Raw genomic sequence first — 25,427 nt, 5'->3', positions numbered from 1 at the left:
ACCACCAGGAGTAACCCCCGATGAAGACCATCACCGTCGAGTACGACGAAGTGACCCCCGCCACCGTGGAGAACCGCCTGAGCAGGGACGAGGCGGTCCTGTCGATCGGCAACCGCCGGTACCCGGCGACGCTCACCGACCGGCAGGCCCTGATGCAGGCGCTGTCCGTCGCCGACGCCATCGCCAGGTCGAACATCGCGTGGCGCGGCGACATCGTGGCCGCGCTGCAGAAGCTCGACGCCGAGGACCGCGCCCGCGAGACCGCCACCACCTGACCTTCCGCATCACCGCTCCAACGCCACCTCGGGAGAGCAAATGACCATCCCGCACATCACCCCGGAGATCGCCGCCCACGTCCTATCCCATTTCGGCTGCGTCGGCGGCTACCCCGGCAGTCCCTTCGTCAAGCAGCTCCTCGCCGCGTTCGCCGAGGCCGACGCCACCAACCGGGCACGGCTCGCGGCCGGCTTCCCCGGTTACGCCGCCGCGTTCGAGCTCGCGGCCCACAGCGACAACGGCAAGGAAGTCCTCCACGCCCGCGCGAGCGACGACGCCTGATGACCCTCGACCCCCACACCAACACAGGAAGGCTGACCATGGGTCACCCCCTCACACCCGCGCCAGCGCCACCCACCGAGCCGGAGCTAGCGGCGATCCGCGACCGGCACGAGAACATGATGGGCTACTACGCCCAGACCACCGGATCGCCCAGCCAGATCGCGCAGGACCGGGGCCGTCTGCTGCTCGAAGTGGACCGGCTCAACCGCGCGGTGCAACTCCTCGGTTCGCAGCTGCAGGGCGGCGCGCAGTCCGTGGTCGATGCCCTGTCGGAGGCCGCGCGTCGGCTGCCGCCGGAGGACGTCGAGACGTTCATCAAGAGGAAGCGCGACGAGTGGGAACCGCGCGGCGATAACTGGAACGTCGCCGACGACATCCTCGACGACCTGCGGCTGTACCTGGTCACCGGGACGCGGCTCACTGACCCGAGACCTTCGGAGTTCGGCTGGGTGACCAACGAGGGCCGGCCGCCGCTGACCGAAGCCGAGGAACTGCACCTCGAGGTGCGGCGGCTCAAGGAGGAGATCGCCACGCTACGCGCCAGCGTGGCGATCACCGGCCGAGGGTGCGCCTGCTCCGAACACGGCCAGTGCCCCGCGTGTTGTGGCCTGATGGTCGCTGTGAACGCGAGCAAGTCGTGAAGCTCCAGCCGTACCAGAAGGGCATCGCCGCTGGCGTCGGCATCGCGGGCCTGATCGGGCTCGCGATCCTCGGTGGCGTGTGGGTGCTCATCGTCGGTCTGCTGTGTCTCCTCGTCGGGTGCGCGCTCGGTGTCGTCGTCGGCATCGAGGTCGCCCGCAGGGACACCAGCGAAGAGATGACCACGCTGCGGACCCACTACGCGGCCGCCGAGAAGCTGGTCAACAACCTGCAGGCGGACAACGCGGCGCTGTACTCGCGGGCCGTCGACGCCGAGCAGAACCTGCTCGCGGTCACCAGAGAGAAGACCCAGCTGCGGGCCAAGCTCGACCAGCGTCAGGCGGACGGCGCTGCGTGAGCAGCATCGTCGCCCTGATGAGGGACGTCCTGACGGTGATCGGCGCGGTCAGCGCGCTGATCACCGTTGGGATCCTCGTGTACGCGTGGCGCTGGCACTGCGCTGACGTGCGCCGGAAGCGGGCCGGTCGTGACGTCCGAGCCCGGCGCCCGGTCGACCAGGTAGTCACCGACAAGGGCAAGTGGGGTGACTTCTGGGTCGACCACGACCTGCACAAGCTCAACACATCGAAGGAGGAGAAGGCGTGACACTGCCCCGTGTGATGGGCTGGGACCTGGCCGCTGAGCAGTCCGGTGTGGCTCTGCCGGACGGCACGACCACGGTCATCAAGGCGAAGAAGGTGAGCGGCCGGAAGCGGACCTTCGCCGACGACATGGAGCGCCTCGACCTGGTGGACCGGCGGTCGGACGAGCTGATCGCGGTCCACCGTCCGACCCTCGCCGTCATCGAGGACTACGCCGCCGGCATCCGAGGGAACCCGGTGCACCGGCTGGCCGAGTGCGGCGGTGCGGTCCGGTTGAACTGCTGGCGCGCAGGCGCCCAGGTCGCCCTGGTGAACCTGACCCACGTCAAGATTTACGCGACCGGCCACGGTGGCGCGACCAAGAGCCAGATGGCCACCGCGGCGCTGTCGCGGGCCGGCCTGATGTTCGCCACCGAGGACGAGTGCGACGCGGCTTGGATGCGCTGGCTTGGACTCGATCTGCTGGGACACCCCGAATTCCCGCTGCCCGAGAAGAACAGGTCCGTACTCGGCAAGATCAAGCTTCCCGATGGAGGCTCCGGTGGCTGAAAAGAGTGGGCGAGGAAAGGGGCTCCGCTCGTCAACGCCAGTGAGTAAGCGCCTCGCTGCTCGTCTCGACACGTCGGCCCCGGAAGCGTGCTGGCCCTACAGCGGCGGTGCCTCGACGAGGTCAGGCCACCGTCAGATCTGGGACCGAGGCACGATGCGTCTCGTCCACCGGGTCGCCTGGGAACTCGCCAACGGTCCGATCCCAGAGGGGATGAAGGTCTGCCACCGATGCGACAACCCGCCGTGCTGCAACCCGGCGCACCTGTTTCTCGGCACCATCGCGGATAACAACGCCGATCGGGACCAGAAGGGTCGTCAGGTTTCCCTCCAGGGCGAAGAGCACGGCAGCGCGAAGCTGACCGCAGATCAGGTGGACGCCATCCGTGAACTGGCATCGGCCGATGTCCCGCAGGAGCTGATCGCACGGGCGGTTGGCATTCACAAGAGCCACGTGTCTTTGATCAGCCGTGGCAAGACCTGGGCGTCGCGCATGGGAGAGGAGTCGCAATGAGGTGGATGTACGCGATGGGCTGGGACTGGCTCGGACATCCGGTCGTTGATCTGCCGAAGGCGCAGCGCGCGGTGCTGGCCAAGGTGAAGGGCTGGCCGGAGGTGTCGTGGTGAGGGTGTCAGCGGCCGTCGTCGCCAAGCGGCGGTACACGGCGGAACGCAAGAGGCGGATCCGCCTCGGAACGTGGCGCGGGCTCGTCGATGCCACTGCGGCCCGCGCTCATGTAGAAGAGATGATGACGGTCTGGCAGGTGAGCCACGAGGCCATCGCGTTGGCCGCCCAGGTGAACCCGAACACCATCCGGCACCTCGTCGAAGGCGCACCGTACCGGCAGCTGCCGCCACCGGCTCACATCACGGCGGACGTGGCCGACATCATCCTTACCGTCACCGTGGACGACCTCCCCGGCACCAAGAGGATCAACCCCATCGGGGCGACCCGCCGACTGCGAGGGATCGCACTCAAGGGATGGCCGCTCAGCGAGTTCGTCAGTCGCGGCGCCGGGACGCCGTACCCGCTGAAGGTGCTGCGCGGTGGGAGCAGCGACAAGGTGACCGTGGATCTGGCCCGGCGGATCCGCGATGTCACCGACGAGCTGTCCGACCTGGACCCGCTGGACTACCTGCCAGAACGGCACGTCAAGGGAGTCCTCACCAGGTCCGCAGGCAAAGGCTGGTTCCCGCTCGCCGCGTGGGCAGACGCCATCGACGACCCGCGGGTGAGGCCTTGGGAGGTGGTCCGCTGCGCGCACCCCGATTGCGGCCGCGGCTCCCACGACGAACGGCTGCTGTGCAAGGCGCATCTGCGGACGCTGAAGGATCGGGGCTCCCTGGAAGGGCTCCGGACGACACGCAACGGGGCGGCGCTCATCGAGGACGCCGAGTTCGTCATCGCCACTGACCGGCTCGTCCGGCATGACGACGGGGTGAACATGGACCTTGTCGCCGAACGGCTTGAGGTGAAGCCCGACGCGCTCGAACGAGCTCTCCTCCGGCGCAAGGCCGCCACGTTGGCTGTCGTGGAGTCGACGCCTCTCGCGGAGTCGGCATGAGCAGGCGACGGGTGCCGCCCGGTGAGCCGGTCGAGGTCGACGGCCAGATCGTCGGCCACCAGCAGATGCTGCCCGACGAACCGCCCCCGGAACAGGAGGCCCCGGCTGTGACCGCACGCCGAAAGCGGAACCGCTATCAAGGGAAGGAGGTGGGCGAAGATGCCTGACAAGGCGACCGAGGTCATCACCGAAGTCATCACCGAAGTCCTCCGAGCGGGCAAGCCGACCGCTGAAGCGATCCTCGGTGCGCTCGAACACGCCGGGTACGTGCTCCTGCCTCCCTCGGAACAAGAGCCTGCGTGGTTGCCATCCACGGCCCGCAGCCGGGCCAAGGTCGGCCAGTACGTCCAGCTCGCCAACAAGGGGACCACGCCGCAGGACATCGCCACCGCGATGGGCGTGTCAATCCGCACGGTGGAGCGGTACGGCGCGGCGGCGGTCGCGTTCGGCCTCCTCGCGAAGCGCCGCTGACGTGGCCACCTCCAACGTCCAGTGGCACAACCGGGCCGCCTGCAAGGGCAAGCCCTTGTCCCTGTTCTTCGGCCCCGGTGAGTTCGCGGACAAAGAGACGCAACACCAGAAGGAGCGGCGCGAGGAGGAAGCCGGCCAGGTGTGCGCGAACTGCCCCGTCCGCTCCGAGTGCCTGGACTGGCACCTGGACTTCGGCGCCGCCCAGTACGGGTTCGCCGCCGGGATGAACGAAGACGACCGCGCCAACTTCCGCAGGAAGTTGCTGCGCCGCACCCGAGACGAAAGGAGAACCTCGTGAGCACCACCCCCAAGCACGTCGAAGACGCCATCAGGGCGCTCGCTCACCGCGTCTACGACCGCGACCACCAGGAACCCGACGACCGGCCGTCGACCACTGACTTCGCGTTCGAGTTCATCAGAGCGCTCCAACTGCGCGGCTGGACATACAAGGAGCCGCCCCCGCCGCCGGGCCCCGGACCGAAGCCCGACACCTACGCGCGCGGCGCAGCCCTCGCCCGTCAGGCACTGCCGCGCCGCCCCGAGGACGGAGACACCGCTGATGGCAGCGATTGACATGACCGCCAGCGAGGAGGTCGCAGTCCCCATCCCGTGGGACGAGTACGGCAACCTGCTCCGCACCGCCTGGGTGCCCGAAGGCGAAGTGGTGTGGCGGATCGCTAAGCCGTTCACCGCGCGACTACGTCTCGCCGAGTTCGTCCGTGGCCGCAGCGCCGCGTACGTGACGTGGCTCGACGAGGCCAACAAGTTCTACCCGATGTACCTGTACGACCTGATCGAGACGCTGCGGACGCTGCCGGTGGAACGCGGCGGCTACGTCACCGCCGAGTGGATCCCGCATCAGCGCGGCACCGGCAGGTACATCACCTTCGGCCTGCGCCTGAACCTGTCGCGTCGCGAGCGCCGCATGGCGAGGTTCGGCCATGAGTAGCCCGGCGCCGGGCGGTTGCCGCTGGTGCGGAGCCGACAAGCAAGGCCACTGCCAGAGGTTCGAGCACGCCGCCGGCTGGCACAAGTGGACGCCACCGACCGACAAGCAGATCAAGGCCCGCATGCTTGCGCGCCGCAGCAACGCCGGAAAGGACGCCGAGTGAAGCGCGGGGATCCGATCTACCACGGCTGCGCGATGCGCCCCATCTGCAAGGCCATGATCCCGATCGACCACCTGATGTGCCCCCGCGACTGGCGTCTCGTCCCGTCCGACATCAAGTCCCGCGTCAACCTCACCTACCGGCGGCGCTCGGCCGACTGGGAGCTGTATGAGCAGGCGGTGCGGGACGCCAAGGACGCCGTACGGCAGGCCCACGCAGCGCGACACCAGGGCGCACGGATCACGCACGTGTTCGTCGACGAGGCCGCCAACACCGACTGGACCACCCTCGGAAGGAACAACCACTGATGCACACCTCGGAAGACTCCACCCCGGAGACCGAACCCCGCACCATCACCGACTGGCGGGGCAACCCGTACACGGTCGGCACGACGATCTTCTACCCGCGCATGTCCGGGCGGTCCTGCGAGATGGCGGAGGCCGTGGTCGTCGACATCTACGACGTCGTGTGGGGCTGCGACGACAAGATCAGGTGGGAGCGCTTCGACCCGGAGAACCCGGCGCACCAGGCCGCATCGGGGCGCAACCGCGTGACCCGCGTCAAGGTCCAGCCGACCGGGCGTGGCTCCCGCGACTTTTACCGCAGCGACCGGCGCATCGTAAAGGACGAGAACGGCGAGACCGTCCGGAACGACGAGGGCTACGCGGTCTGGGAGAAGACCGACATCAAGCCCGTCACCCTGATGATCATCAACAACATCACCGTGCCCACGCTGAGGAACGCCTGATGGGCTGCACCGAGCTGACCTGCCCGCACCACGGCGCCGACAACCGGGCCGCGCTCACCAGGGTCGACGCTCGGCACCAGCCGACGACGGTCGACAAGTGGGTGCCCTGCAAGGAGCACGTCAACTACTGGGTCGTCATGTCCTGCGCGATGTGCGCCGTGCGGCCGGTCCAGGAGTGCACGAACACCACCTGCCAGACCTGGCCGTGCGCCGACCACCTGGCCATCCACGGCGAAACCACCGCCACCTGTGTCCACACCGGGGGGACCGTATGACCGAACCCGACTGGTTCAACCTGCTGTACACCGGGTTCCGGGGCACCAGCCGTGACCGGGTGCGCGAGGACCTGACCATGCTGCGCGAGCGGGTCGGCCCGCTGCGCCTGGTCGTCGGCTACGACCCCGAGAAGAACGAGCCGGGCGGGGGCGACCGGCACGCCTACGAATGGGGGCAGCAGGCCCCCGGCGTGATCGTCGAAACACACCCCGCGCCGTGGCGCATCCCGCAGCTGCGACGCGCTGCCGGCCCGTACCGCAACGGACTCATGGTCGGCCTGGTGCTCGCCCGCGGCGGCCGCCACGGCGTCATCGCCCACCTGCACCCGCAGTCACGCGGCGCGGCCGGGACCGCCGCGTTCGCCCAGCACCTCGGAATGCCCGTATGGAGGAGACCAGCATGACCGCCAACCCCATCCTCGACCAGATCCAGGCAGCCGCCGCCGAGGTGCACCAGCACCTCGACGTCACCCCCGGCGCCCCGAAATACCAGAACCCGCGCGGGTGGGTGGACCAGACGATCACCGAATTCATGACGGCCGTCTACGGCGAATCGGGCAGGGCGTGCGTCCACCTGGACAACCCCCGCCCGGCGTTCGGTGAGCTGAGCAGGCCCGGTGTCGTGGTGTGCTCCGACTGCTTCAACCGGGTCCACCGGGCACCCGACACGTGCGACAGGTGCGGCACCCGCGAAGGGCTGATCTCCTCGAACACCGTCACGGTCGGCCCGTTCGCCATCCTGTTCGGCCTGTGCCCGCCCTGCGTGGAGCTGTCGCAGATGGAGCAGCGATGAGCCGCGCCACCGACATCAAGAAGATGCTCGACACCGAAGCCGAGCGGCTGAAGCTCAACGTCGCCAAGGACGGCGACTCGTGGAAGGTCACCAACCCTGCGAACGGCAGGGACATCGACGTCCCGCTGCGCGCCATCGGCCGGGGCATCCGCAACTACCGCACAGCCGTCCGGGGCCTGGCCGCCACAGCCAGCCCGATGGTCGCCGCCACCAACACCACCGCCACCGCCACCGCCACTCAGGACGAACTCATGCCCCGTGACCGCGACACCTGGTGGAACGTCGAGAACCTCGTCGCCGCCGCCCGAGCCCATGGACTGCGCCCGTACGTGTCCGGAGGCATCCTCCACACGCCGGGCCCCGTCGACGCCAAGAGCTACGCCGACATGCTGCACGCCCGCGAAGCAGAAGTCATCGACTACCTGACCCCCGCACAGCCCACCGCAGAAGGAGACCACTCAGTGCCCAAGCTCGGCGAGACCGCGCGCATCGTACGTCCGGCCCGCGACATCGCCGGAGACTCCAAAGCGCTGTGGGAGATCCTGCGGGAACTGGCCGCCGTGCAGGGAGACAAGCCACTCAGCAACGGCGGCACCCCTGGTGTGATGTGGACCGGCGCGCTGATCGACGTCATCCGGGAAGCGTGCCCGGACTGGGATGCGCTGCACGTGCAGGACGTCCGGCAGTACCTCAACCGGACCGAGCACACCCGTTGCCACCGGCCCAAGCTGAAGCCCCCGGTGTGGTGGGTCGCGAAGACGTGGAACGACGGGGGACTCACGGTGACCCGTGTCGACGACGGCCAGCCCATAGAGGGAGCGGAACCCGCTCCGAAGCCCAAGCCGAAGCCGACCTCGCCCAAGCAGGCCGCGCCGAAGCCTGCCGCGCCGGCGGCGACCCCGGCCGTGGAGACCGGTGGAGGGGCGCTGGCGACGCTGCGCGCGATCGAGGTCCGGATCACGCAGGCCGAGCAGGCCGCGGCCGCCGCCCGGATGGAGCTGTCCGAGGTGAAGGCCGACCGGGAGAAGATGCGGAAGCAGCGTGACGACGCGTGGGAGGAGCTGGACGAGCTGCGCGCGGAACGCGACCAGGCCGTGGCCGAGCTCACCGCCATCAACAAGCTGTTCGGGCAGCTCGGCGGTGCACGGTGACAGGGTGCTCCGTCGGGGACTCACCCCGCGCCCCCTTCTGCACCGTCGCACCTACGCGCACGTACCGGATCGGCTGCATCCACGAGCACGTGACAGACAGCCCCGTGTGCGAGCCCCATGCCGCACGGGTCGAGCAGACCCCTGGGATTTGCGGCCCCTGCCTGGAGGCTGATGGCCACTACTGCTACGTCGTGATCCTGGGCGAGGTCATCGTCACCGATTCGGGGGAGACGCGTGTTCTCACGCGCTGACCTGCGGGCCTGCCCGCGGGGGTGTGGGGAGCGGGCGCGGCTCACCACCACCGAGAACGGGGCCCGGCTGCTGGTCAACCTGGACCCCGACCCGAAGGGCAACGTCGCGGTGTGGCGGGACGTCCACGGGGCGCTGAGGTCGCGGGCCGTCACGAAGGAGCGGCCGCTGGCCAGGCATGAGCGGCTGATGATGCCGCACGTCGCGACGTGCAAACCCCCGAAGCGGGAGAAGCCCAAGCCGCCGAAGCCACCACCGCGGCCGCCGGCGGGCAACCTGTACGACCTGCTCGGAGTCGGCAAAGACGCCACGCAGGCCGACATCAAGCGGGCGTACCGGCGCCTGGCCCGCGAGCTCCACCCCGACGTGAACCACGACCCGGGTGTGGCCGAACGGTTCCAAGAGGTGGGGTTGGCGTACCACGTGCTGTCGGACCCCGAGCAGCGCGAGATGTACGACCTGTCGGGCCGCCCACCGAGACCAAGATGACCCCCGATAGCGGAACCGCTTACGGTGGCCCCGACGCCTCTTCCCTCGGTGGCTCCATCAGAACGACCAGTCACACGAAGGAGAGGCATGGCGTGGTTCAAGGTCGACGACGCGTTCCACTCGCACCGCAAGGTGATGGTGGCCCGGCCGGCGGCGCTCGGCCTGTGGGTCGTGGCGGGGTCCTGGTCGTCGGCGAACCTCACGGGCGGGTTCATCCCCGACGCGATCCTGCCCCGGTTGATGCCCGGTGCGAAGAAGCTGGCGCACGAGCTCGTCGCGTGTGGCCTGTGGATAAGAGACAGCAACGGAGCTGACAGTGGCTTTACTTTCCATGACTGGGACGATTACAACCCGACTGCTGATGAGGTGCGCGAGGACCGCGAAGCAGCGAGGCAGCGGATGCGGAATCTGCGGGCGCGACGACGCGGTCAAGCTGCGGAAACAGACGAACCAGCGGCCATCGAACCGCCCGACAAAACCGACAATGTTCGCGCGAACAGCGACCGAACAACCTCCGAACGTTCCCGTGAACGTTCGCCAAGTGTTCGTAACCCCGTCCCGTCCCGTCCCGTCCCAGAGACAAATACATCTAGTCAGTCATCTATCCCGCCGTACCGCGCGGGCCAGACCGACGAGGACGGATATCACCAGGTCGACCAGATGATCAGCCGCCTACTCGCTCCGCTCGCGGCTGCACCCATCACCCCCCAGCACGCCGCCTGGGTCCGAACCACGATCCTCGCGAAAGGCCGCGGCCGGGTCCGTAACCACGAGGCCTACATCCGGCGGGCACTCCAGTCCGACCCCCACGCCTACCTGCCCGAACCACCCACCACCGCGGCGGCACCCGCCGGCCGCTGCAGCACACACCACCAGGACGAGCCCTGCCGCAGCTGCGCAGCCGACCGCAAGGCCAGGAAGGACCCCGAATGAACCCACTGTGGCAAGCCCTGATCGTCGTCGGCATCTACATGACGGGCTTCACCATCACCGCCCGCCTCGCGATCCACATCGACCGCAAGTACAACCTCACCGGCGGCGACCCCGAACTGCGCGCCATGGGAGTCACCGCGTGGCCGTTCGCCCTCATCGCCGCACTGCTCGTCATCCCGTTCGTCGCGCTGTACCGGCTCGCCACCCGCGGGCAGAAGCCGTTGGCGCACGACAGCAAGACCCCCACCCCCACGACCAGGGCCGACGCGGGGCAGGCGGTGAGCGACACCACGCGCAAGTGAACCGAGGACGGGCGCAGAAGCCCTGAGAGGCACCCCAGAACGACCGAAACCCATCAGCACGGCCGGAGCCCACCTCCTCGTCGCTGATGGGTTTTGTCGTGCTCTGAGACGCGTCTAGACGCATCTGACGCGACGCGCGACATACGACGCACCGTCTAGAGCGCGCTGAGAGCAACGCACAGACACGAACACCGTCTGTCCGGTAGTAGGACCACCCCCCAAGATCCAAAACGCTTAGAAACGCTCTCAGAGCTTTCAGGAGTCGTTGAAGGGGCCCGGACATGGCTGCGCCGGCGACAGGGCCGTAATGGTCTGGTTTCGTGCCAATGGACAAGATGGCCAAGCTGCCGTTTTTCCGAACACGCGTGCACTGCAACGCTGTGACCAGCGGAAATAACGTGTTATCAACCTGTGATCAACTTGGGTCCGAACCGTTAGCCGTACTGGTCCCGTACATGTCTAGGTCAGGCATACCTTTGTCCATGTGCAGACACGACGAACGGCAGCCATCGCAGGGAGCGCCATTGGCGCGGCCCTGACGATCGCTGCCCTACACACACAGGGAGGGGTCACCATGGCGCTTGTCGACGCAGAGCCGACAGCAACCGTGTACGTGACCGGTCCTCCCGGACCAGCAGGCGAGCCCGGACCCCCCGGACCCGCCGGAGAGCCTGGCCCCGCCGGACCGCAGGGCGAGGCCGGACCCGCCGGAATCGCCGGACCGCCCGGATCCAAGGGCGACAAGGGCGACAAGGGCGAGCAGGGCGAACCCGGACCCGCCGGAACCCCCGGACCGACCGTCACCACCGGACCAAGGGGCGACGCCGGACCGAAGGGCGACACCGGACCCGCCGGACCGAAGGGAGAGACGGGCGCACAGGGTTCCCCTGGACCGTCCGGACCCCCCGGACCGTCCGGACCCGCCGGACAGCAGGGCGACACCGGGAAGCCCGGACCGACCGGCACCGCCGGACCGACCGGCCCCGCAGGTACCCCCGGACCCACGGGAGCCACAGGGCAGGCCGGACCCGTAGGCCAGCAGGGAACCGCCGGACAGCCAGGCAAGCCGGGTACCCCCGGACAGCCCGGACCGTCCGGACCGACCCCCACGGCCGCGCCCGGACCCTCCGTCACGCCGACACCCGGACCGGACCCGAGCACCACGCCAGGGACGGATGAGATCAACGCCTCCCCGGTATCGGGCACCGAACCGCTGTTGCCGTTCATCGGCGCTGGAATCGCCGCCGCAGCCCTCACAGGGCTTGTCTGGTGGTACCGCCGCCGCGCCGAGACGGAGACCGCGCAGCCCGTCGATAGCGGAACCGCTACCGATCCCGAAGACGACTAGGCCGCAACCGCGACCTAGCCCAACCCGCCCCCCGGACCGACCGGGGGGCACCCACGAAAGGACTCCCCAAGTGGAGATCAGCACCAACCCCGCCGAACTGTTCGACGCCATCGAGCACATCAGCGACCGCCACCCGAAGACGTTCGGCCGCATGGGCATCAGCCGCCCGATCGGTTTCGTCGTGCTCGGACTGGCCGCCACCGGCCGCCTGTCGGAGCTTGCTCTGTCGGAGACGGAGAGCAGCATTGCCGACCGCATCATGACCGGTGCGGAGATCACCGACGTTCCCGCCGCGTGCATCGCGACGCTTGGCACCGGCAAGAACGCGGCGAAGTTCACCACGTACGCCCTGATCGGTATGCACGTGGCCGGACAGGTCGGTTTCGGTGAGGCCACCATCAAGGAGCTTGGCAAGGTGCCCGGCACCAGCGCCGCCAGCGTTCAGAAGTTCCTCGCGGAGCTTCCGAGCATGGAAGACCACAGGAAGCAGGCGGAAGCCCGCCGCAAGGCCCAGGCCAAGCGCACGGCCGATCTGACGGCCGTTCGCCAGGTGTGGAAGTTCGCCGAGAAGTTCAAGGCCCCTCACACCTCGGAGAACTACGCCGAGGTGATGGCGGACCGCGATCTCACGTGGGAGCAGGTGGGCGACATGATCGCCGCTTTCACCCGTGAGAGCGACGCCGCCGCCAAGGCAGACGCCGACGCCGCCAAGGCCGACGCGTAGCACCACCTAGGCGGGGGGCCCGCGCCGATACTGCGGGCCCCCCGCCCCACCCCAACGCCACACGCAACGCCACGAGAGGACCAGACATGATCAGCAGGGACCGCGCCGAACTGGCCAGAGATGCCGCGTACAACGCACTGACGGCCCAGCGAGAGCACCGCAACGAGTGCGACAAGTGCGACCCGCACGGGGTTCCGTGCGAGCTTGGGAGCATGCTCCAGCGCGGCGTGATCAAGTTCGCCAAGGAAGCCAGCGACGCACTTACGGCCTACCTTCCGCGCGGAACGCGCGTCACCTACAACGGCAAGGACCGCGCCCGCCACGGCAACTACACCATCGCCGGACCCGCCATCGGTGCGGCATGGGGAGCGTTCACCCTGGAGAGGGACGGTCACCGGTTCACCGCATCGCTTGCGTCCGTCCAGCTCATGGACGCCGAGGAGGAGGCGCGCGACCGGCTGATGTTGGCGCGCGACGTCGCCGCCACGGTCGGCCGCGTACTGGCCGCCCACCGCTACGACTTTGCGGTGAGCGTGGAGCGCACCGACCACGGGACCGTGTTCGTTGCGTGGTCCAGTGTGGAGTTTCTGGCGATCGAGCGCCGCGCCGGATACGCCGACGCAGCCGCGCGCCAGTACGTGACCGCCGCGATCGGACTGTTGGAAGCGTTGCGCGCCGCGACGAACGCGAACCAGTGGCGCGACGTTCAGCGACTCGCGGACAGCGCGCGGAGCCTGGCCGAGCGGAGCGGAGCGAACGCGCGACCGTAGCGCCGAGCGACGCGCGAGCGCCGATAGCCGAGCCGCTATCGGCGCTTTCGCGCGCCCCCGGCCCCCCCTGTCGGCGGGGCCGGCTGGCCCCCTGCGGCTTGGTACCTGCGGAAAGGAGTTGATCTTGTAGGGTGTTGGCGTTCCCTCTGGCCTTCGGGTGGTGCCGTGTCTGGTGTGTGTGTTGGGCCGTGTAATGGCAGGTCGCGCCGGTTGTGGTCGGCGTTTGAGCGGGCGCGCGATAAGCATGCTGACGAGGTGGACGCGTGGGTGGCTGCGGGGGAGGTGGGGGGGCCTCCTGCGGAGCCGGAGGTGCCTGAGGTGTCGTGGCGACCGGGGGAGCCGCTGGTGTGTGGCCGGTGCCGGTCGAGTGTGCGGGCCGCGCTGTTGGAGGTCGAGGTGTTCGGCGCGGAGTTGGCGCGCGAGGCGGATGGGTTTCGCCCGCCGTCGAAGTGGTCGCGGGTGTCGGGGACCAGGCCGAAGGGTTCGCCGTCGCCGGTGGGGGAGCTGCTGGAGGAGTTGACGGGCGGCCTGGTGAACTTCGAGGATCGGGCGCGGGCCCGGTTGCTGGCGCCGCAGCGGATGGTGGGCGCCCGGTCGGCGGTCGCGAGGTCGCGCGCGGTGGCGTGGCTGGTGGAGCGCTTGGACTCGGTGTTGGCCCGCGAGGACCTGGTGGACCTGGTGGAGTTCGCGTTGTTGTGGCGGACCAGGTTGGAGCGGGTGGTGGGGGATGAGCCGCCGGGGTGGTCGCCGGCGCGGTGCCGGTGTGGTGAGCGGTCGCTGCGCTGGGACGCGCGGTCGGGGTTCTATGTGTGTTCGGCGTGCCAGGCGCATGTGAGCGAGTCGGAGGCGTCGGGCCGCGTGAAGGATGAGGCTGGATAGGACGTTCCGAGGACCGTCTTGACCGGGTGCGACGGTGAACGACCTCGCAAGGTCGAGCACCACGGTATATGTTGATCGCTGGGATCGACGGCGAAGCCAGGTGAGGATGCCGGGCAGTGCGGATTCATCGTGCCGGGCAATGGGCTGCGACGCCCAATGCCCGCCGCGCCGCTCCGGCTGCCTTCCGATGGCCGTGGTCACATTGCCTTGCGGGCCCGAATCGTCGAAATCGACATCCACAGACAGGGGAACGCGTGAAGGGAATTGTCAGCGCCCTCGTCCTGGCCGCGAGCGTTGTCATGGCCGCCATCACTCCCGCGCAGGCCACGTCGGAGACCGACCCGGTCGCGGCGCTCAAGGCTCAGTTCACTACGGGTAACGGCGTCCGGATCGCCACATCGATCAGGATGACATTTCCCGATGACAGGCCCGCCGAGTCCAGGCAGGCCGGTGTGATCAAGTTCGATCCTCGCGGTCAGGCGGCATCGGACATCACGGAGAACGTCCACTACAGCAAGCGCTTCCTCGACCTGTATCCCGAGAAATTGCGCGAGCAACTGCTCGCCGACAACTCACCCACCAGGATGATCACGGTAGGACGAGTAGGCTACGCCTCCAGCGCAGGCTTCGCCGGCGACTTGCCCCACGGCAAGAAATGGGTGCGCTACGTGCCGGTAGACCAGGCCCCCTGGGGCACAGTGATGGACATCCTGGAAACCCCGACGCTCGAAGCGATCATGAAAGGCGTCACGACCGATCGCGCCGGGGTGCTGAGGGGTTCGATCAAGACTCAGCAACTCGCCACGGTGTCGCCCTCTTTCCGTGAGCAGTACGGGGCGGTCGAAGTGTCCGCGGGCAAGGGCGCGGACAGGGTCACCTATGCCCTCTGGCTGGACTCCCGAGGCCTTGTCAAACGGCTGACCACCGATGTCACCCTCCCTTTCCAGAGCGATTTCATCAAGGTCAGCACGGACAGCACCTTCACCAGGTGGGGCGCCAGGGTCTCCGTCTCCGCACCGCCGGAGAAACTGGTGGTGGACCACGAAGACGTCAGGAAGAAGGTCACCGGGCAGCCGCTAGGCATCCTGAAATAGCGTGACGGCCGCTGTCGGCTTGCGCCTGGTCAGCGGCTGTGTAACACTTCGGCGCGACGGAGAGACGTGTGCCCTCGGACTGGTTGACGGTTCGGGGGCTTTTTCGTTGTCTGGGGGTGTTCATGCTCCCTGCGACGGCGAAGACCGCGGCCGCCCGCCTGGGCCGCGAGGTGGTGACGATCCGCCAGTGGGCGCGCCGGTATGACGCGCGGAAGCTGGGCCGGGCCGGCCGCGAGGTGGTGTACGACTTCGAGGACCTGGCGACGATCGAGGCCTGCCTTTGGCGGGGCGAGGTTGTACCGGAGTCTGCGGAGCTGCGGGACGCGTTGCGGGCTCGGCTCGCGGCGGCCGCGTGAAGTGGTCTAGCGCATGGGAAGGATGTGCTGATGGCTGGTGTGCTGAGGAAGCACGTGCGAGTGTCGGGCGCGGAGCGGGAGAAGCTGGCGTCCGAGCTGGGGCGCCGGTACGCGGCGGGGGAGTCGGTGCGTGAGCTGGCGCTGTCGACGGGCCGTTCGTACGGGTTCGTCCACCGGCTGCTGACCGAGGCGGGCGCCACGCTGCGGACTCGCGGTGGGGCGCGGCGGAAGGCCGGCGCCGCAGTCTAAGTGATCAGATTGATCAAGATGCCGATAGGGATAGACATGACCAAGCCTAGGGCGGCGAACATCCACTCCCTTCGCTGCTCCGCGCGGAGGTTGGACTTGGTCTCACTCACGAGGATCTGCCGGATTTTCTCGGCCTGTTCTTCATTGACCGCCAGCAGCTGCTGCTGTTCCTCGGCTTTGGCGATGAGCGCTTGGCGGACAGCCTGTTGGGCTTCGAGGTCGCGCTGAAGTTCGTCCATAAGTTCTGCGGCCTCGACGAATGCCAAGGTGACTCGCTCGATGCGGCGTTTGAGGGTGGTGGCCGGGTCTTCCTTGGCTGCCCGGATAGCACGTTGTCCACGCCTATTCTGTTGTATGCCAAGCAGGAGTGCCGCAGCGGCAACGATGACACCCGCGACCGTGCCCCAGCCCTGCAACATGTCGGTGAGACTTGCGGGCTCCTCGAAAAGCGCGAGGTGCATCCCGGCCAAAAGGTGCATGAGGCAATTAGATCGAAGTGTGATCAGCCGGTGGTACTAAGTGACCAAATCGCGATCATCAATTGCATCGCATCAAGATCGCTAAGACAGGAACATAATCGCGGTTATGTTCCCCTCTGTGCTACGTTCGCGAGAGATCGTTTCGACCCCTCGCGAAAGAGACGCCCGTGGAGCACGACGACCGCCCGTACGCTGCCGCACCCACCCTCGACCTACTCGTCCTCAAGCGGCTCCTTGGCAACGATCACTCTGTCTGGGCTCAGGCCTCCGGGGTCGCCGAGCGCGTCGCCGCTGAGCTTGACCTGCGCGACGACCGGCACATTGCCATCGCTGAGCTACGCGCCCGCACCAAGGCCGCGTTCGAGCGCAGTCGTCAAGCCGGTCAATCCGGCGCCGACGAGGTGGGCGAGTGACCGCCGAGGTTGCGGTCCGCCCGGGCGGCGAGGTCGCGTTCCCGCTGGACCTCCCCGAGGTCGTCGTGGAGATCACGGCGATGTGGCTGGAGTCCCGCCGGTCAGCGAACACCCGCGACTCCTACCGGCGCGACATCCGCAAGTGGTTCACCTACTGCGCGCGGACGGGCCTGGACCCGCTGGAGATGAAGGTCCGGCACGCCGAGCTGTTCGCGAGGTGGCTGGTCGAGCGCGCCGTTGAGAAGGGTGAGGCTCCGCCGAAGCCGAAGACGGTCGCGCGCGCAATGGCGACGGCGTCGGCGTGGTATCGGTACCTCATCAAGAACGACGCCGCGACGCGGAACCCGTTCGCGGAGGCGGACCGGCCGAAGATCCCGGCCAAGCACTCGGAGACGGGCGCGCTGACCCGCGAGGAGACGCACCGGCTCATCGAGGCCGCCGACAAGGACACGGGGTCGGCGCAGCTGCGCACGGCCGCGCTGATCCGGCTCCTGGTGCAGGTCGGCATCCGGGTGTCGGAGGCGGTCGACGCGCAGATCGAGGACCTGGGCTATTCGCGTGGTTTCCGGACGTTGCGGCTGACGTTGAAGGGCGACAAGCCGCATGTGCGGCGGTTGCCGGTGGAGACGACGTACGCGCTGGACGCCTACCTCGCGGACCGGGCGGCGCGGGCCGGGGTGGAGCTGCGGGACTTTCGGGGACCGCTGTTCGCGACGGCCGGTAGCCGGCCGATGCGCCGGGAGAAGGCGTGGGAGCTGGTCAGTCGGATCGCCCGGCAAGCGGGGATCGAGTCGCCGGTGCATCCGCACACGCTGCGGCACACCTGGGCGACGCTCGCCGAGGAGGCCGGGGCGAAGCCGCGCGAGATCCAGGACGCGCTCGGGCACGAATCGTTCGACACGACGCTGCTCTACCTGGAGCGGGGCCGCCAACTGGAAAGAGATCCTTCCCAGTTGGTCGCGGCCGTGACGGAGTAGACATGCGGCGCTACCACCAGCCGGCCACGGTCGACCTCGACGAGCAGGGCATACCTGCGCGGTTCACCGCGTGGGGTCATACCTTCGCGGTGGCGGAGGTGCTGGATCCGCCGTGGGACACGTTGGACGACTGGTGGGCGCCGGAGAACGCGGGCCTGGACGTGGAGGAGCTGCGGGTGCGGCACTTCCGGGTGCGGGCGCACGGGGTTCAGCGTGACGCGGTGGTGGAGCTGGTGATGCGCGGCGGGGTGTGGCATGTGGTGGGTGTCGAGGACTGATGGGCGCGCGGCTGGGTGCGATTCTTCGCATTCTTCGCAGGCGTACCGTTTCCGGTCACCGTTCGCGCGTCATGCGCGCGTCTGAGCTTGCTCCTGACGCATGATCACGACTGTCCGCGTGTCAGTGGATCACTCATAAGATGATCAGCTTAGAAACGATCTCACGCGTTTCCGCTGGTCAGCGACATAACGACAAAACGATGGCGAGAGCCGGTGACCCCTCAAGGGCACCGGCTCTCCGCATGCACCCCCTCAAGGAGGACCGCCGTGGCGCTGCGCCCTCCGTTCCAGTACTACGGCGCCAAGGGCCGGCTCGCCCCGTTCCTCGCCTCGCTGCTGCCCAAGCACGAGGTCTACTGCGAGCCGTTTGCCGGGTCCGCCGCGGTGTTCTTCGCCAAGGGCCCCGCGAAGATCGAGACCATCAACGACATCAACGGTGACCTCGTGGCGTTCATGCGGACACTGCGCGACCGGCCGCGCGAGCTGCAACGCGCCATCCAGCTCACCCCGTACGCCCGCGCCGAGCACAAGGCCGCGAAGCTGGGCGACGCCACGGCGACCGACCTTGAGCGGGCGCGCCGCTGGTGGATTCAGTGCACGCAGTCCCGCTCCGGGGAAGCCGGGGCGTCGTGGCGGCGGCCGACGTCACGCACTCGGGTGAACAACCCCATGACCGCGAAGCGGATGGGGGCGGCGCTGCGCTGGCACGCGGCCCGGCTGCGGGAGGCGTTCATTGAGAACTGCGACGCCCTGGAGCTGATCGGTCGCATGGACTCCCCGCAGACGGCGTTCTACCTGGACCCGCCCTACCTCCGGTCGACGCGGAACACGGCCGGCTCGGGCAGGTACGTCAAGGAGATGGACGCCGACGACGAGCACGTGCGCCTCCTGGACATCCTGAACACCTGCAAGGGCGCGGTCGTCCTGTCGGGTTACCAGTCGGAGCTGTACGACGAGGTGTTGTCCGGGTGGCGGCGTATCGACTACCGGGTGCGTCAGGCCTCCTCCGACGTGCGGGCCCTCGCGGTTGAGTCGATCTGGGTCAATCGGTAGTTTGCTGCGCCGTCTTCAGTGCTTTCCAAAGTGACATCTCCACGGCGCTATCTCCGTTGCGGCCTCGTACGGTCAGTCGGGTAGTGGCAATCAGATACCACAGCAGGAACATAACCACTGCACGGTGAACGTATGTCCAGGTCGCTCCTCCGGTGAAGCCAAGCGCCGTGACCAGCTTAAACAGCTTCCCCGGTCGGCTGTCGATCAGCGCGGCGAGTTCTTCTGCGCGGGTCTCTGCTCGCGCTGATTTCCCGTATCGAAGGTAGGCCGACCAGATGACGAGCTTCCGCGCTGCCCAAGGGGAGACGTCACAAAACTCGTTGACCAGCAGACTGGCACCAATGCCAACGATGAAATCTTGCGCACTCACCGGCCACCGCCCGCCAGCGGCCCGTGCATCCAGCCGAGGCGGAGGAAACCAAGCGCAGGCTTGGGCTTGAGAGCCACTGGCCGACGTTCGGCGAGGAGGGCTCGTGCCGCCGGGACGCCCACGCCGGTCAGCTCGTAGAAGCGACGGCGCGGCCGGTTGGCGTCAGGGGCGACCTCTTCCCATTCCCCTTTGATCAGGTGGGCGTCTTCGAGCCGGTCGAGCACGTTGTACACGGTCGGACCTGCGCGTTTGACCTGCTTCATGATCGCCCACCCGTGGATTTGCGTGTTCTCGTCGTAGGCGCGCAGCAGCACCTCCAGGACGTCCAGCGTCGGCTGGGTGATGCGTTGTAGACCTGCCATGTTCTTATCTTACCTACTCAAGATAAGGACTGCGCGGCTTTCGTAGTTCCCCTCACATCTTGGAGTCCCTCATGCCCTGGTGGCACACCACCGACCACGACAAGCAAGACGGCCACCGCAAGGGCGTCCTCATGCACCGCGGGTTCTGGGTGCACGAGGTGCCCCGCCTGATTCTGTGGTGCCGGATCCGTGGCCACCGTCCGGTGGTCGACGGCTTCGGCGTCCCCGGCGAGCACAACGGTCACGTCGCACGGTGGGTGTGCTGCGACCGGTGCGGTGTCCGCCCCGACCCGCAGGGCAGTCTCGACCCGAACGAATACCAGGTCGGGCAGCCCTACGACGGCCCGTATGTTCCGGTGACCCGCATCATCGCGGCGGACATGATCGTCGAGATGCTGGGGCTGAAGGGCCGGCCGGAGCATGCCGACGACGCGGGTAAGCCTGGCCCGTGGCCGGGCAAGCCGACCGGGACGCTTGGCGCCGAGGTCGTTGTGGGTCGCACGTTCGGGGTGTTCTCGGCCGAGGTGACGGTGGGCTCCGCAGGGTCGGAGCACGTCCTGTCGGGGCACCTGCGCATGTGGCCGTTCGGCGCGTTCTACTGGCACACCGAGGGTTTCGGCGCCTGGTTGCAGCGCCGGTTGATCCCGACCGGGTACGACTCGCGCGAGATCCAGGTGTCCATCGGGGACTGGGCGGTGCGGTGGTCGCTGTGGGCCCGCGAAGGTCACTGGTCGCGGTCCGACCCGCGGTGGATGAGCGGGCGGGTCAGCTTGGACCTGGTGGAGAAGCTGCTCGGCCCGAAGCGGTACTCCTACGAGGAAGTCGGCGACCCGCGCATGGGCCTGGTCGCCATGCCCGAGGGCGATTCGCACTGGGTACGGCTGAAGCTCAAGCGGGTCCGTCTCGGCCGGCCCCGCAGGCGGCGCGCGGAAATGTCGTGGTCGGTGGAGTGGGACAGCCGCGAGGGCATCCCGTACCGCCGGTCATGGAAGGGCGACGCGACGATCAGCGCGTCGGTCGAGGTGTCCGGTGATGCCGTCGAGCAGGACCGGTGGGTGGAAGACGCGTGCGCGGCCATCGCCGCGGCGATGTCGAAGCAGCGAACAAGGTACGGCTGGCGGCCGGCCGCCACAGAGATGGAGCAGTGATGGACGTTCAGCGGTTCGTGCCCGTGCACGGCGAGGTCGAGGCGGTCCAGATCACCGGGGAGAACCTTCCCGAGGTGGCGGCGTGGATTCAGCAGGAAGGCCAGAAGAACCTGGTCGTGGGTGAGGCGGCGAAGGTCGGCCTGTCCGGTACGTGCATCGATATCGACACCCACGAAGGTTTCCGGCGCGCCGTGATCGGCGACTGGGTGGTGCGGGACGGGGCGGGCGAGTTCTACCGGCTGCGGGGCTCGGTGTTCCCGCGCCGACTGAAGACCGCGGGCTGATGTCGGAAGCTGAGCAGGTCGCCCGCGCGTTCCATGAGGCGTACGAGGAGCTGGCCCTGGACTTCGGGTACGAGACGCGCCGCGACTCGGCGGTGCCGTGGGACCAGGTGCCCGACCGTAACAAGCGGCTCATGGTCGCGGTGGCCGGGTCGCTGATCGAGCGGGGCGTCATCTTGGTGGGCAGCTGATTCGCAGGCCCGCGCCGACGACGGCAAGAAGCTGTCGGCGCTGGCGCGGGGATGCGTCCGAGCGCGTCAGTAGTGGTGCCTGGTCACCTGCTTGCGGCGGACGACCATCCGGAAGATCCACAGCGGGAGCCAGACGAATAAGCCCCACAGGCCGCACGTGAAGATGGTCAGCACCAGGTGGAACGTGTGCGACTTCGCCGACAAGCCCCGCTGTTTGGTCACGCTCTTACGCGGCCCGGGTGGCTGTGGCGGGTACGGCTGACCTGGGTACGGCGGCTGCTGCGGGTACGGCTGCCCCTGATACGGCTGCTGCGGGTGGCCGTGGGGCGGCTGGTTCGGATAGGGGGGCTGGCCCATGCGGTGGCTCTCCATGGCTAGATAGTGATCTTTGTGAGACGTGCAGGCGTCAGGTCTGGTTTACCAAGACACCGGATTTCCAGAGGTTGAGCGCCACACGGCTACGTCGGTCACACGTCTCTCCGCGCCAGGTTGGCGTCGCACGCTGACCCGAGCAGCGCGGCAGCGGCGGACACCTCGGCGACCAGCTCGGGGGACATCGCGTCGAGAGCTTCGCGAAGCTTCTCCAGGTCACCCCTGAAGGCCCACCCCATCGAGCCCTGCGCGACCCAGATGCGGCCGGTCTGCTCCAGCGCCTTGCCGACCTCGGCGAAGCCGGCCCGGAGCTGTTCCTGCATCTTCGCCCAGTCGGGCTGCTGCTTGTCGTTCACGATCAACCATCCTTCCCCCGCTCCGGAGTCGATGTGACGGCCCTCGTTCCCCAGACCTACCGGCTCGTGCCGGTCAGCGACCTCGAACCTCACCCGGACAACCCGCACCGCGGCGACGTCGATGTGATTGCCGAGTCGATCGACCGGAACGGCTTCTTCGGCAGTGTCCTTGTCCAGGAAAGCCGGATGCGGATCATCGCTGGTGAGCACCGTTGGCGCGGCGCGCAGGCCAAGGGCCTGGAGCAGGTCCCCGCCCTGGTGGTCGATGTGGACGACGACACCGCGAAGCGCATCATGCTCGCGGACAACCGCATGGCTGAGTTCGGCGGCTACGACGAGCAGGTCCTGTCGGACCTGCTGCGGGGCCTGCCCGACCTCGACGGTACTGGCTGGTCCGATGACGACCTGGCCGACCTGCTCGACGACCTTGATAGCGGTATCGAAATCGTCGCTGACGCCCCGGCCGCGCCGCGCCCCGCCGTGGCGGCGGCCACCGACGCGCCGCCGTCGAGCAGCCGGCCGCGCCCCGACCTCGACGACGAAGAGGACGACGAGGACGACGGCGACCTGGACGACGACGACCAGATAGGCGACGCGCCGCCCCCGCGCCCGAAGGCCGGGGTCACCGCTGACCTGATCCTCACGCTGACCGCCGCCGAGCACGACGAGGTGACCGCCCTGCTCGGCCGTATCCGAGCCCGCGACGGCGACGCCACCACCGCGCAGATCGTCCTGGCCGCGCTGCGAGCGCACGCCACGTAGAAAACGGAGTCCCCTCATGGTTGTCAGCAAGTCGCGCCAGGTGGAGATTTCGCAGCGGCGCCACCAGGCGGTGCAGATGCGGATCGCCGGGGTGTCTCCAACGGTCATCGCGGAACGGCTGGGCTACTCGGGCGCGGCCGCGGTGTCCAAGGACATCGACCGGGCGCTGCAGAAGGCCGCCAAGGCCGAGCACATGGCGTCTGAGCAGCTGCTCAAGATGGAGATCGACCGGCTGGACCGCATCATGGCGAGTCTGTGGCCGAAGGTCATCAAGGGCGACATCAACGCCTGCGAAGCCGCCCTGAAGGTCATCAACAAGCGGTCGACGCTCCTGGGCCTGGACCTGATCAACCGCAACGGCGTCGCCGACACCGACATGGCTTCCCTGCTGGGCAACATGCTGCTGCAGCTCCAGCAGCGGCACGCCGTACCGGACCCGGACACCGACGTGATCCTCGAAGCCGAGATCATCGCGGAGATCGGGACGGGCGACGAGTGAACCCCGGCATCCTGGCTCTGTCGCCGAAGCAGGAACGCTCGATCGCCGAGTCGACGGCCCGGCTGAACATCTGGTCGGGTGCGATCCGTTCCGGCAAGACGATCGCGAGCCTGCTCAGGTGGCTGATCTACATCGCGAACGCGCCCCGCGGTGGGTCGCTCGTGGTCGTCGGCAAGACCAGCGACACGATCGCGCGAAATGTGTTCGACCCGCTGATGGACCCGGCGATCACCGGGCCGCTGTCGCGGCGCATCCTCTACACCAGAGGCGCGCCGACCGCGAACATCATGGGCCGCCGCGTTGAGATCATCTCCTCGAACGACTCCCGGTCGGAGAACCGGCTGCGCGGCATGACCTGCGCCGGGGCGTACGTGGACGAGGCGACGCTGATCGAGCGGGAGTTCTGGGACCAGCTGCTCGCCCGGTTGAGCATCAAGGGCGCCATGTTGTTCGCCACCACCAATCCCGACGCGCCTAACCATTGGCTGAAGCGGCAGTTCCTCGACCGGGCGCACGAGCTCAACCTGAAGCACTGGCACTTCACCCTCGACGACAACATCGGGTTGGACCCCGAGTACGTGTCGTCGCTGAAGAAGGAATACACCGGGCTCTGGTACAAGCGCTTCATCCTCGGGCTCTGGGTCATGGCCGAGGGCGCCATCTACGACATGTTCGACCCTGACCTGCACGTCGTCGACACGCTTCCCCCGATGGAGAAGTGGCTGAGCGTGGGTGTCGACTACGGCACGGTCAACCCGCTGGACGCGCTCCTGGTGGGCGTGTCCACCCCGGACAACGCCGGCCAGCGGCGCATCTACCTCGCGTCGGAGTTCCGGTGGGACTCCCGCAAGGAGAGGCGGCAGCTCACCGACGCCGAGTACTCGCAGCGGCTCACTGACTGGCTGGACCGCGTCCCCGAGACCTACGGGCCGGGCACCTACGGGGTGCGGCCGCAGTGGGTGATCGTCGACCCGTCCGCCGCGAGCTTCATTCAGCAGCTGTACCGCGACGGGTTCGCTCCGACCATGGGCAACAACTCGGTGCTCGACGGCATCCGCACGGTCAGCAACCTCATGGCCGCCGACCAGCTGCGCATCCACCGGTCCTGCGACGGGTTCCTGTCTGAGGTCGGGTCGTACGCCTGGGACGACAAGAAGGCTGAGCGCGGCGACGACGCGCCGGTCAAGGTCGACGACCACGCGTTGGACGCCGCCCGGTATGCGCTGCACACGACCCAGGCGGCGTGGCTCCCACTGATGGAACCCGCTTTCTAAGACGCGCACCCCGGCTTTGGCGGGCGGGGTGCGCCTGCTCCGCACAACCTTCCTGTGCGTCGAGCTGCGTGACCCTGGCCTGCTCCCTGTTGAGGGGCAGCGAGCAGGCCAGGGTCACGCCCACGATCACCCGGTTTTCATGCCTGAGGAGGCAGCAATGTACGACGGTGGGCGCCTCACATCCGCTCCGCACGTTGGCGCGCAGCTCGACCGCCACGACCCCATCCAGTGGCGGTGCCGCTGGAAGGTCGAGAAGTACCACGGTGACGCCACCGGCCCCGGCGCTGTGCCGTTCGAGGTGATCGAGCGTGAGGGCAACCTGCTCATGTACGGCGGTGCGTCCGTCCTGTGGGAGGCGCTCATCGGCAACGGCAACGCCAGCGCTGGTCAGGCCCTGACGTTCTTCAACAACGCGAACGCGTTCCTCGGCGTGGGGGACTCCACGGCCGCGGCCGCCGCGACCCAGACCGACCTGCAGGCGGGCGCGAACAAGGTACGCAAGCCGATGGACCCCACCTTCCCGCAGCACACGGACGGCCTGGTGGTCGGCTCGGCCACGGCGACCTTCCGCTCGTCGTTCGGCACGGGTGACGCGAACTGGGCGTGGAACGAGTGGGGCCTGTTCAACGGCGCGGCCGGCGGCCGGATGCTCAACCGCAAGGTCGAGGCCCTCGGCACGAAGACCAACGCGGCGTCGTGGGTTCTGACGGTGCAGCTCACCCTGGCGTGACCCGCCCCCGGTTCTAACAGGTTCGCGGTGCG

45 protein-coding genes are annotated in these 25,427 nt (G+C 68.2%); 40 read left to right on the top strand and 5 right to left on the bottom strand.

What is annotated here, in order from left to right; genetic code table 11:
- Nucleotides 1–20 precede the first annotated feature (20 nt).
- From ACOZ38_RS25485 to ACOZ38_RS25345, 29 genes are all read left to right on the top strand, one after another.
- Nucleotides 21–275, top strand: coding sequence for a hypothetical protein (locus ACOZ38_RS25485; RefSeq protein ID WP_424533692.1), 255 nt, complete (start codon nt 21–23; stop codon nt 273–275).
- 40 nt (nt 276–315) lie between these two features.
- Nucleotides 316–558, top strand: a complete 243-nt coding sequence (locus ACOZ38_RS25480) for a hypothetical protein (protein WP_424533691.1) — start codon at nt 316–318, stop codon at nt 556–558.
- Complete coding sequence (locus ACOZ38_RS25475; RefSeq protein ID WP_424533690.1) at nt 558–1,199, top strand: hypothetical protein; 642 nt, start codon at nt 558–560, stop codon at nt 1,197–1,199. Before ACOZ38_RS25480 ends, ACOZ38_RS25475 begins: the two co-directional genes overlap by 1 nt.
- The gene (locus tag ACOZ38_RS25470; RefSeq protein WP_424533689.1) at nt 1,196–1,555 is read left to right on the top strand and encodes a hypothetical protein; all 360 of its coding nucleotides are present in this window, start codon (nt 1,196–1,198) and stop codon (nt 1,553–1,555) included. Before ACOZ38_RS25475 ends, ACOZ38_RS25470 begins: the two co-directional genes overlap by 4 nt.
- A 17-nt stretch (nt 1,556–1,572) precedes the next feature.
- Nucleotides 1,573–1,803, top strand: coding sequence for a hypothetical protein (locus tag ACOZ38_RS25465; RefSeq protein WP_424533688.1), 231 nt, complete (start codon nt 1,573–1,575; stop codon nt 1,801–1,803).
- Nucleotides 1,800–2,348, top strand: a complete 549-nt coding sequence (locus tag ACOZ38_RS25460) for a crossover junction endodeoxyribonuclease RuvC (RefSeq protein ID WP_424533687.1) — start codon at nt 1,800–1,802, stop codon at nt 2,346–2,348. The genes ACOZ38_RS25465 and ACOZ38_RS25460 overlap by 4 nt, the downstream gene beginning before the upstream one ends.
- A gap of 154 nt (nt 2,349–2,502) precedes the next feature.
- Nucleotides 2,503–2,859, top strand: a complete 357-nt coding sequence (locus tag ACOZ38_RS25455) for an HNH endonuclease (RefSeq protein ID WP_424533686.1) — start codon at nt 2,503–2,505, stop codon at nt 2,857–2,859.
- Between the two features lie 109 nt (nt 2,860–2,968).
- Nucleotides 2,969–3,910 carry a hypothetical protein gene (locus tag ACOZ38_RS25450; RefSeq protein ID WP_424533685.1) on the top strand — a complete coding sequence of 314 codons (942 nt, stop codon included), beginning with the start codon at nt 2,969–2,971 and terminating at the stop codon, nt 3,908–3,910.
- Nucleotides 3,907–4,077 (top strand): hypothetical protein, encoded by a 171-nt coding sequence (locus ACOZ38_RS25445; RefSeq protein ID WP_424533684.1) that lies wholly within the window; start codon nt 3,907–3,909, stop codon nt 4,075–4,077. Before ACOZ38_RS25450 ends, ACOZ38_RS25445 begins: the two co-directional genes overlap by 4 nt.
- Nucleotides 4,070–4,381 (top strand): hypothetical protein, encoded by a 312-nt coding sequence (locus tag ACOZ38_RS25440; RefSeq protein WP_424533683.1) that lies wholly within the window; start codon nt 4,070–4,072, stop codon nt 4,379–4,381. The genes ACOZ38_RS25445 and ACOZ38_RS25440 overlap by 8 nt, the downstream gene beginning before the upstream one ends.
- 1 nt (nt 4,382) lies before the next feature.
- Nucleotides 4,383–4,679 carry a WhiB family transcriptional regulator gene (locus ACOZ38_RS25435; protein ID WP_424533682.1) on the top strand — a complete coding sequence of 99 codons (297 nt, stop codon included), beginning with the start codon at nt 4,383–4,385 and terminating at the stop codon, nt 4,677–4,679.
- Nucleotides 4,676–4,954, top strand: coding sequence for a hypothetical protein (locus tag ACOZ38_RS25430; RefSeq protein WP_424533681.1), 279 nt, complete (start codon nt 4,676–4,678; stop codon nt 4,952–4,954). The genes ACOZ38_RS25435 and ACOZ38_RS25430 overlap by 4 nt, the downstream gene beginning before the upstream one ends.
- The gene (locus tag ACOZ38_RS25425; protein WP_424533680.1) at nt 4,941–5,330 is read left to right on the top strand and encodes a hypothetical protein; all 390 of its coding nucleotides are present in this window, start codon (nt 4,941–4,943) and stop codon (nt 5,328–5,330) included. Before ACOZ38_RS25430 ends, ACOZ38_RS25425 begins: the two co-directional genes overlap by 14 nt.
- Nucleotides 5,323–5,493, top strand: a complete 171-nt coding sequence (locus tag ACOZ38_RS25420; RefSeq protein ID WP_424533679.1) for a hypothetical protein — start codon at nt 5,323–5,325, stop codon at nt 5,491–5,493. The genes ACOZ38_RS25425 and ACOZ38_RS25420 overlap by 8 nt, the downstream gene beginning before the upstream one ends.
- Nucleotides 5,490–5,798, top strand: coding sequence for a hypothetical protein (locus tag ACOZ38_RS25415; RefSeq protein ID WP_424533678.1), 309 nt, complete (start codon nt 5,490–5,492; stop codon nt 5,796–5,798). The genes ACOZ38_RS25420 and ACOZ38_RS25415 overlap by 4 nt, the downstream gene beginning before the upstream one ends.
- Nucleotides 5,798–6,238, top strand: coding sequence for a hypothetical protein (locus ACOZ38_RS25410; RefSeq protein WP_424533677.1), 441 nt, complete (start codon nt 5,798–5,800; stop codon nt 6,236–6,238). Before ACOZ38_RS25415 ends, ACOZ38_RS25410 begins: the two co-directional genes overlap by 1 nt.
- Nucleotides 6,238–6,513: a hypothetical protein gene (locus tag ACOZ38_RS25405; RefSeq protein ID WP_424533676.1), complete on the top strand. Its 276-nt coding sequence runs from the start codon at nt 6,238–6,240 to the stop codon at nt 6,511–6,513. Before ACOZ38_RS25410 ends, ACOZ38_RS25405 begins: the two co-directional genes overlap by 1 nt.
- The gene (locus ACOZ38_RS25400; protein WP_424533675.1) at nt 6,510–6,917 is read left to right on the top strand and encodes a hypothetical protein; all 408 of its coding nucleotides are present in this window, start codon (nt 6,510–6,512) and stop codon (nt 6,915–6,917) included. The genes ACOZ38_RS25405 and ACOZ38_RS25400 overlap by 4 nt, the downstream gene beginning before the upstream one ends.
- Nucleotides 6,914–7,306 (top strand): hypothetical protein, encoded by a 393-nt coding sequence (locus tag ACOZ38_RS25395; RefSeq protein WP_424533674.1) that lies wholly within the window; start codon nt 6,914–6,916, stop codon nt 7,304–7,306. Before ACOZ38_RS25400 ends, ACOZ38_RS25395 begins: the two co-directional genes overlap by 4 nt.
- Nucleotides 7,303–8,457, top strand: coding sequence for a hypothetical protein (locus ACOZ38_RS25390; RefSeq protein ID WP_424533673.1), 1,155 nt, complete (start codon nt 7,303–7,305; stop codon nt 8,455–8,457). The genes ACOZ38_RS25395 and ACOZ38_RS25390 overlap by 4 nt, the downstream gene beginning before the upstream one ends.
- Nucleotides 8,458–8,691: 234 nt before the next feature.
- A complete protein-coding gene (locus ACOZ38_RS25385; RefSeq protein WP_424533672.1) occupies nt 8,692–9,195 on the top strand; it encodes a J domain-containing protein in 504 nt (167 codons plus the stop codon).
- A gap of 87 nt (nt 9,196–9,282) precedes the next feature.
- Nucleotides 9,283–10,128 (top strand): hypothetical protein, encoded by an 846-nt coding sequence (locus ACOZ38_RS25380; protein ID WP_424533671.1) that lies wholly within the window; start codon nt 9,283–9,285, stop codon nt 10,126–10,128.
- Nucleotides 10,125–10,430: a hypothetical protein gene (locus tag ACOZ38_RS25375; RefSeq protein ID WP_424533670.1), complete on the top strand. Its 306-nt coding sequence runs from the start codon at nt 10,125–10,127 to the stop codon at nt 10,428–10,430. The genes ACOZ38_RS25380 and ACOZ38_RS25375 overlap by 4 nt, the downstream gene beginning before the upstream one ends.
- Before the next feature lie 1,418 nt (nt 10,431–11,848).
- Nucleotides 11,849–12,502, top strand: a complete 654-nt coding sequence (locus ACOZ38_RS25370; RefSeq protein WP_424533669.1) for a hypothetical protein — start codon at nt 11,849–11,851, stop codon at nt 12,500–12,502.
- A gap of 86 nt (nt 12,503–12,588) precedes the next feature.
- Nucleotides 12,589–13,272, top strand: coding sequence for a hypothetical protein (locus ACOZ38_RS25365; RefSeq protein WP_424533668.1), 684 nt, complete (start codon nt 12,589–12,591; stop codon nt 13,270–13,272).
- Nucleotides 13,273–13,590: 318 nt separating this feature from the next.
- Nucleotides 13,591–14,151 (top strand): hypothetical protein, encoded by a 561-nt coding sequence (locus ACOZ38_RS25360; RefSeq protein WP_424533667.1) that lies wholly within the window; start codon nt 13,591–13,593, stop codon nt 14,149–14,151.
- Between the two features lie 254 nt (nt 14,152–14,405).
- A complete protein-coding gene (locus ACOZ38_RS25355; RefSeq protein ID WP_424533666.1) occupies nt 14,406–15,245 on the top strand; it encodes a hypothetical protein in 840 nt (279 codons plus the stop codon).
- Between the two features lie 122 nt (nt 15,246–15,367).
- Nucleotides 15,368–15,601, top strand: coding sequence for a hypothetical protein (locus ACOZ38_RS25350; protein ID WP_424533665.1), 234 nt, complete (start codon nt 15,368–15,370; stop codon nt 15,599–15,601).
- Between the two features lie 30 nt (nt 15,602–15,631).
- Entirely contained in the window at nt 15,632–15,850 is a 219-nt protein-coding gene (locus tag ACOZ38_RS25345; protein WP_424533664.1) for a helix-turn-helix domain-containing protein, read from the top strand.
- Here ACOZ38_RS25345 and ACOZ38_RS25340 read toward each other — a convergent pair.
- A complete protein-coding gene (locus tag ACOZ38_RS25340; protein ID WP_424533663.1) occupies nt 15,847–16,329 on the bottom strand; it encodes a hypothetical protein in 483 nt (160 codons plus the stop codon). The genes ACOZ38_RS25345 and ACOZ38_RS25340 overlap by 4 nt on opposite strands.
- Before the next feature lie 167 nt (nt 16,330–16,496).
- On the opposite strand from ACOZ38_RS25340, the gene ACOZ38_RS25335 reads away from it, so the two are divergent.
- The 4 genes from ACOZ38_RS25335 (at nt 16,497) to ACOZ38_RS25320 (ending at nt 19,050) form a co-directional block, all read left to right on the top strand.
- A complete protein-coding gene (locus ACOZ38_RS25335) occupies nt 16,497–16,742 on the top strand; it encodes a hypothetical protein (RefSeq protein ID WP_424533662.1) in 246 nt (81 codons plus the stop codon).
- Entirely contained in the window at nt 16,739–17,719 is a 981-nt protein-coding gene (locus ACOZ38_RS25330; RefSeq protein WP_424533661.1) for a tyrosine-type recombinase/integrase, read from the top strand. The genes ACOZ38_RS25335 and ACOZ38_RS25330 overlap by 4 nt, the downstream gene beginning before the upstream one ends.
- 2 nt (nt 17,720–17,721) lie before the next feature.
- On the top strand, nt 17,722–17,997 hold the full coding sequence (locus ACOZ38_RS25325) for a hypothetical protein (RefSeq protein WP_424533660.1): 276 nt from the start codon (nt 17,722–17,724) through the stop codon (nt 17,995–17,997).
- 267 nt (nt 17,998–18,264) lie between these two features.
- Entirely contained in the window at nt 18,265–19,050 is a 786-nt protein-coding gene (locus ACOZ38_RS25320) for a DNA adenine methylase (RefSeq protein ID WP_424533659.1), read from the top strand.
- Here the strand turns inward: ACOZ38_RS25320 and ACOZ38_RS25315 are convergent.
- Nucleotides 19,040–19,420 carry a hypothetical protein gene (locus ACOZ38_RS25315; RefSeq protein WP_424533658.1) on the bottom strand — a complete coding sequence of 127 codons (381 nt, stop codon included), beginning with the start codon at nt 19,418–19,420 and terminating at the stop codon, nt 19,040–19,042. The two genes, ACOZ38_RS25320 and ACOZ38_RS25315, sit on opposite strands and share 11 nt — an antisense overlap.
- Nucleotides 19,417–19,782: a PadR family transcriptional regulator gene (locus ACOZ38_RS25310; protein ID WP_424533657.1), complete on the bottom strand. Its 366-nt coding sequence runs from the start codon at nt 19,780–19,782 to the stop codon at nt 19,417–19,419. Before ACOZ38_RS25310 ends, ACOZ38_RS25315 begins: the two co-directional genes overlap by 4 nt.
- Before the next feature lie 71 nt (nt 19,783–19,853).
- Between ACOZ38_RS25310 and ACOZ38_RS25305 the strand changes: the two genes are divergently transcribed.
- From ACOZ38_RS25305 to ACOZ38_RS25295, 3 genes are read left to right on the top strand one after another with little or no spacing between them, the layout of a single operon-like run.
- On the top strand, nt 19,854–20,930 hold the full coding sequence (locus tag ACOZ38_RS25305; RefSeq protein WP_424533656.1) for a hypothetical protein: 1,077 nt from the start codon (nt 19,854–19,856) through the stop codon (nt 20,928–20,930).
- Entirely contained in the window at nt 20,930–21,214 is a 285-nt protein-coding gene (locus ACOZ38_RS25300) for a hypothetical protein (RefSeq protein ID WP_424533655.1), read from the top strand. Before ACOZ38_RS25305 ends, ACOZ38_RS25300 begins: the two co-directional genes overlap by 1 nt.
- Nucleotides 21,214–21,402 carry a hypothetical protein gene (locus ACOZ38_RS25295; protein WP_424533654.1) on the top strand — a complete coding sequence of 63 codons (189 nt, stop codon included), beginning with the start codon at nt 21,214–21,216 and terminating at the stop codon, nt 21,400–21,402. Before ACOZ38_RS25300 ends, ACOZ38_RS25295 begins: the two co-directional genes overlap by 1 nt.
- Before the next feature lie 66 nt (nt 21,403–21,468).
- On the opposite strand, the gene ACOZ38_RS25290 is transcribed toward ACOZ38_RS25295, so the two are convergent.
- Nucleotides 21,469–21,774, bottom strand: a complete 306-nt coding sequence (locus tag ACOZ38_RS25290; protein ID WP_424533653.1) for a hypothetical protein — start codon at nt 21,772–21,774, stop codon at nt 21,469–21,471.
- A gap of 95 nt (nt 21,775–21,869) precedes the next feature.
- Nucleotides 21,870–22,130: a hypothetical protein gene (locus tag ACOZ38_RS25285; RefSeq protein WP_424533652.1), complete on the bottom strand. Its 261-nt coding sequence runs from the start codon at nt 22,128–22,130 to the stop codon at nt 21,870–21,872.
- A gap of 33 nt (nt 22,131–22,163) precedes the next feature.
- Here ACOZ38_RS25285 and ACOZ38_RS25280 point away from each other — a divergent pair, with 33 nt between their 5' ends.
- From ACOZ38_RS25280 to ACOZ38_RS25265, 4 genes are all read left to right on the top strand, one after another.
- Nucleotides 22,164–22,892 (top strand): ParB/RepB/Spo0J family partition protein, encoded by a 729-nt coding sequence (locus tag ACOZ38_RS25280; RefSeq protein ID WP_424533651.1) that lies wholly within the window; start codon nt 22,164–22,166, stop codon nt 22,890–22,892.
- A gap of 16 nt (nt 22,893–22,908) precedes the next feature.
- Nucleotides 22,909–23,391: a hypothetical protein gene (locus ACOZ38_RS25275; protein ID WP_424533650.1), complete on the top strand. Its 483-nt coding sequence runs from the start codon at nt 22,909–22,911 to the stop codon at nt 23,389–23,391.
- Nucleotides 23,388–24,665, top strand: coding sequence for a PBSX family phage terminase large subunit (locus ACOZ38_RS25270; protein WP_424533649.1), 1,278 nt, complete (start codon nt 23,388–23,390; stop codon nt 24,663–24,665). Before ACOZ38_RS25275 ends, ACOZ38_RS25270 begins: the two co-directional genes overlap by 4 nt.
- 157 nt (nt 24,666–24,822) lie before the next feature.
- On the top strand, nt 24,823–25,395 hold the full coding sequence (locus ACOZ38_RS25265; protein WP_424533648.1) for a hypothetical protein: 573 nt from the start codon (nt 24,823–24,825) through the stop codon (nt 25,393–25,395).
- The last annotated feature ends 32 nt before the right edge of the window (nt 25,396–25,427 follow it).

It is taken from the genome of Sphaerisporangium viridialbum, from assembly GCF_049674955.1.
Lineage (GTDB): Bacteria > Actinomycetota > Actinomycetes > Streptosporangiales > Streptosporangiaceae > Sphaerisporangium > Sphaerisporangium viridialbum.
Note: the sequence above shows the minus strand (reverse complement) of the source record. Positions and strands in the feature narration are given on the sequence as shown.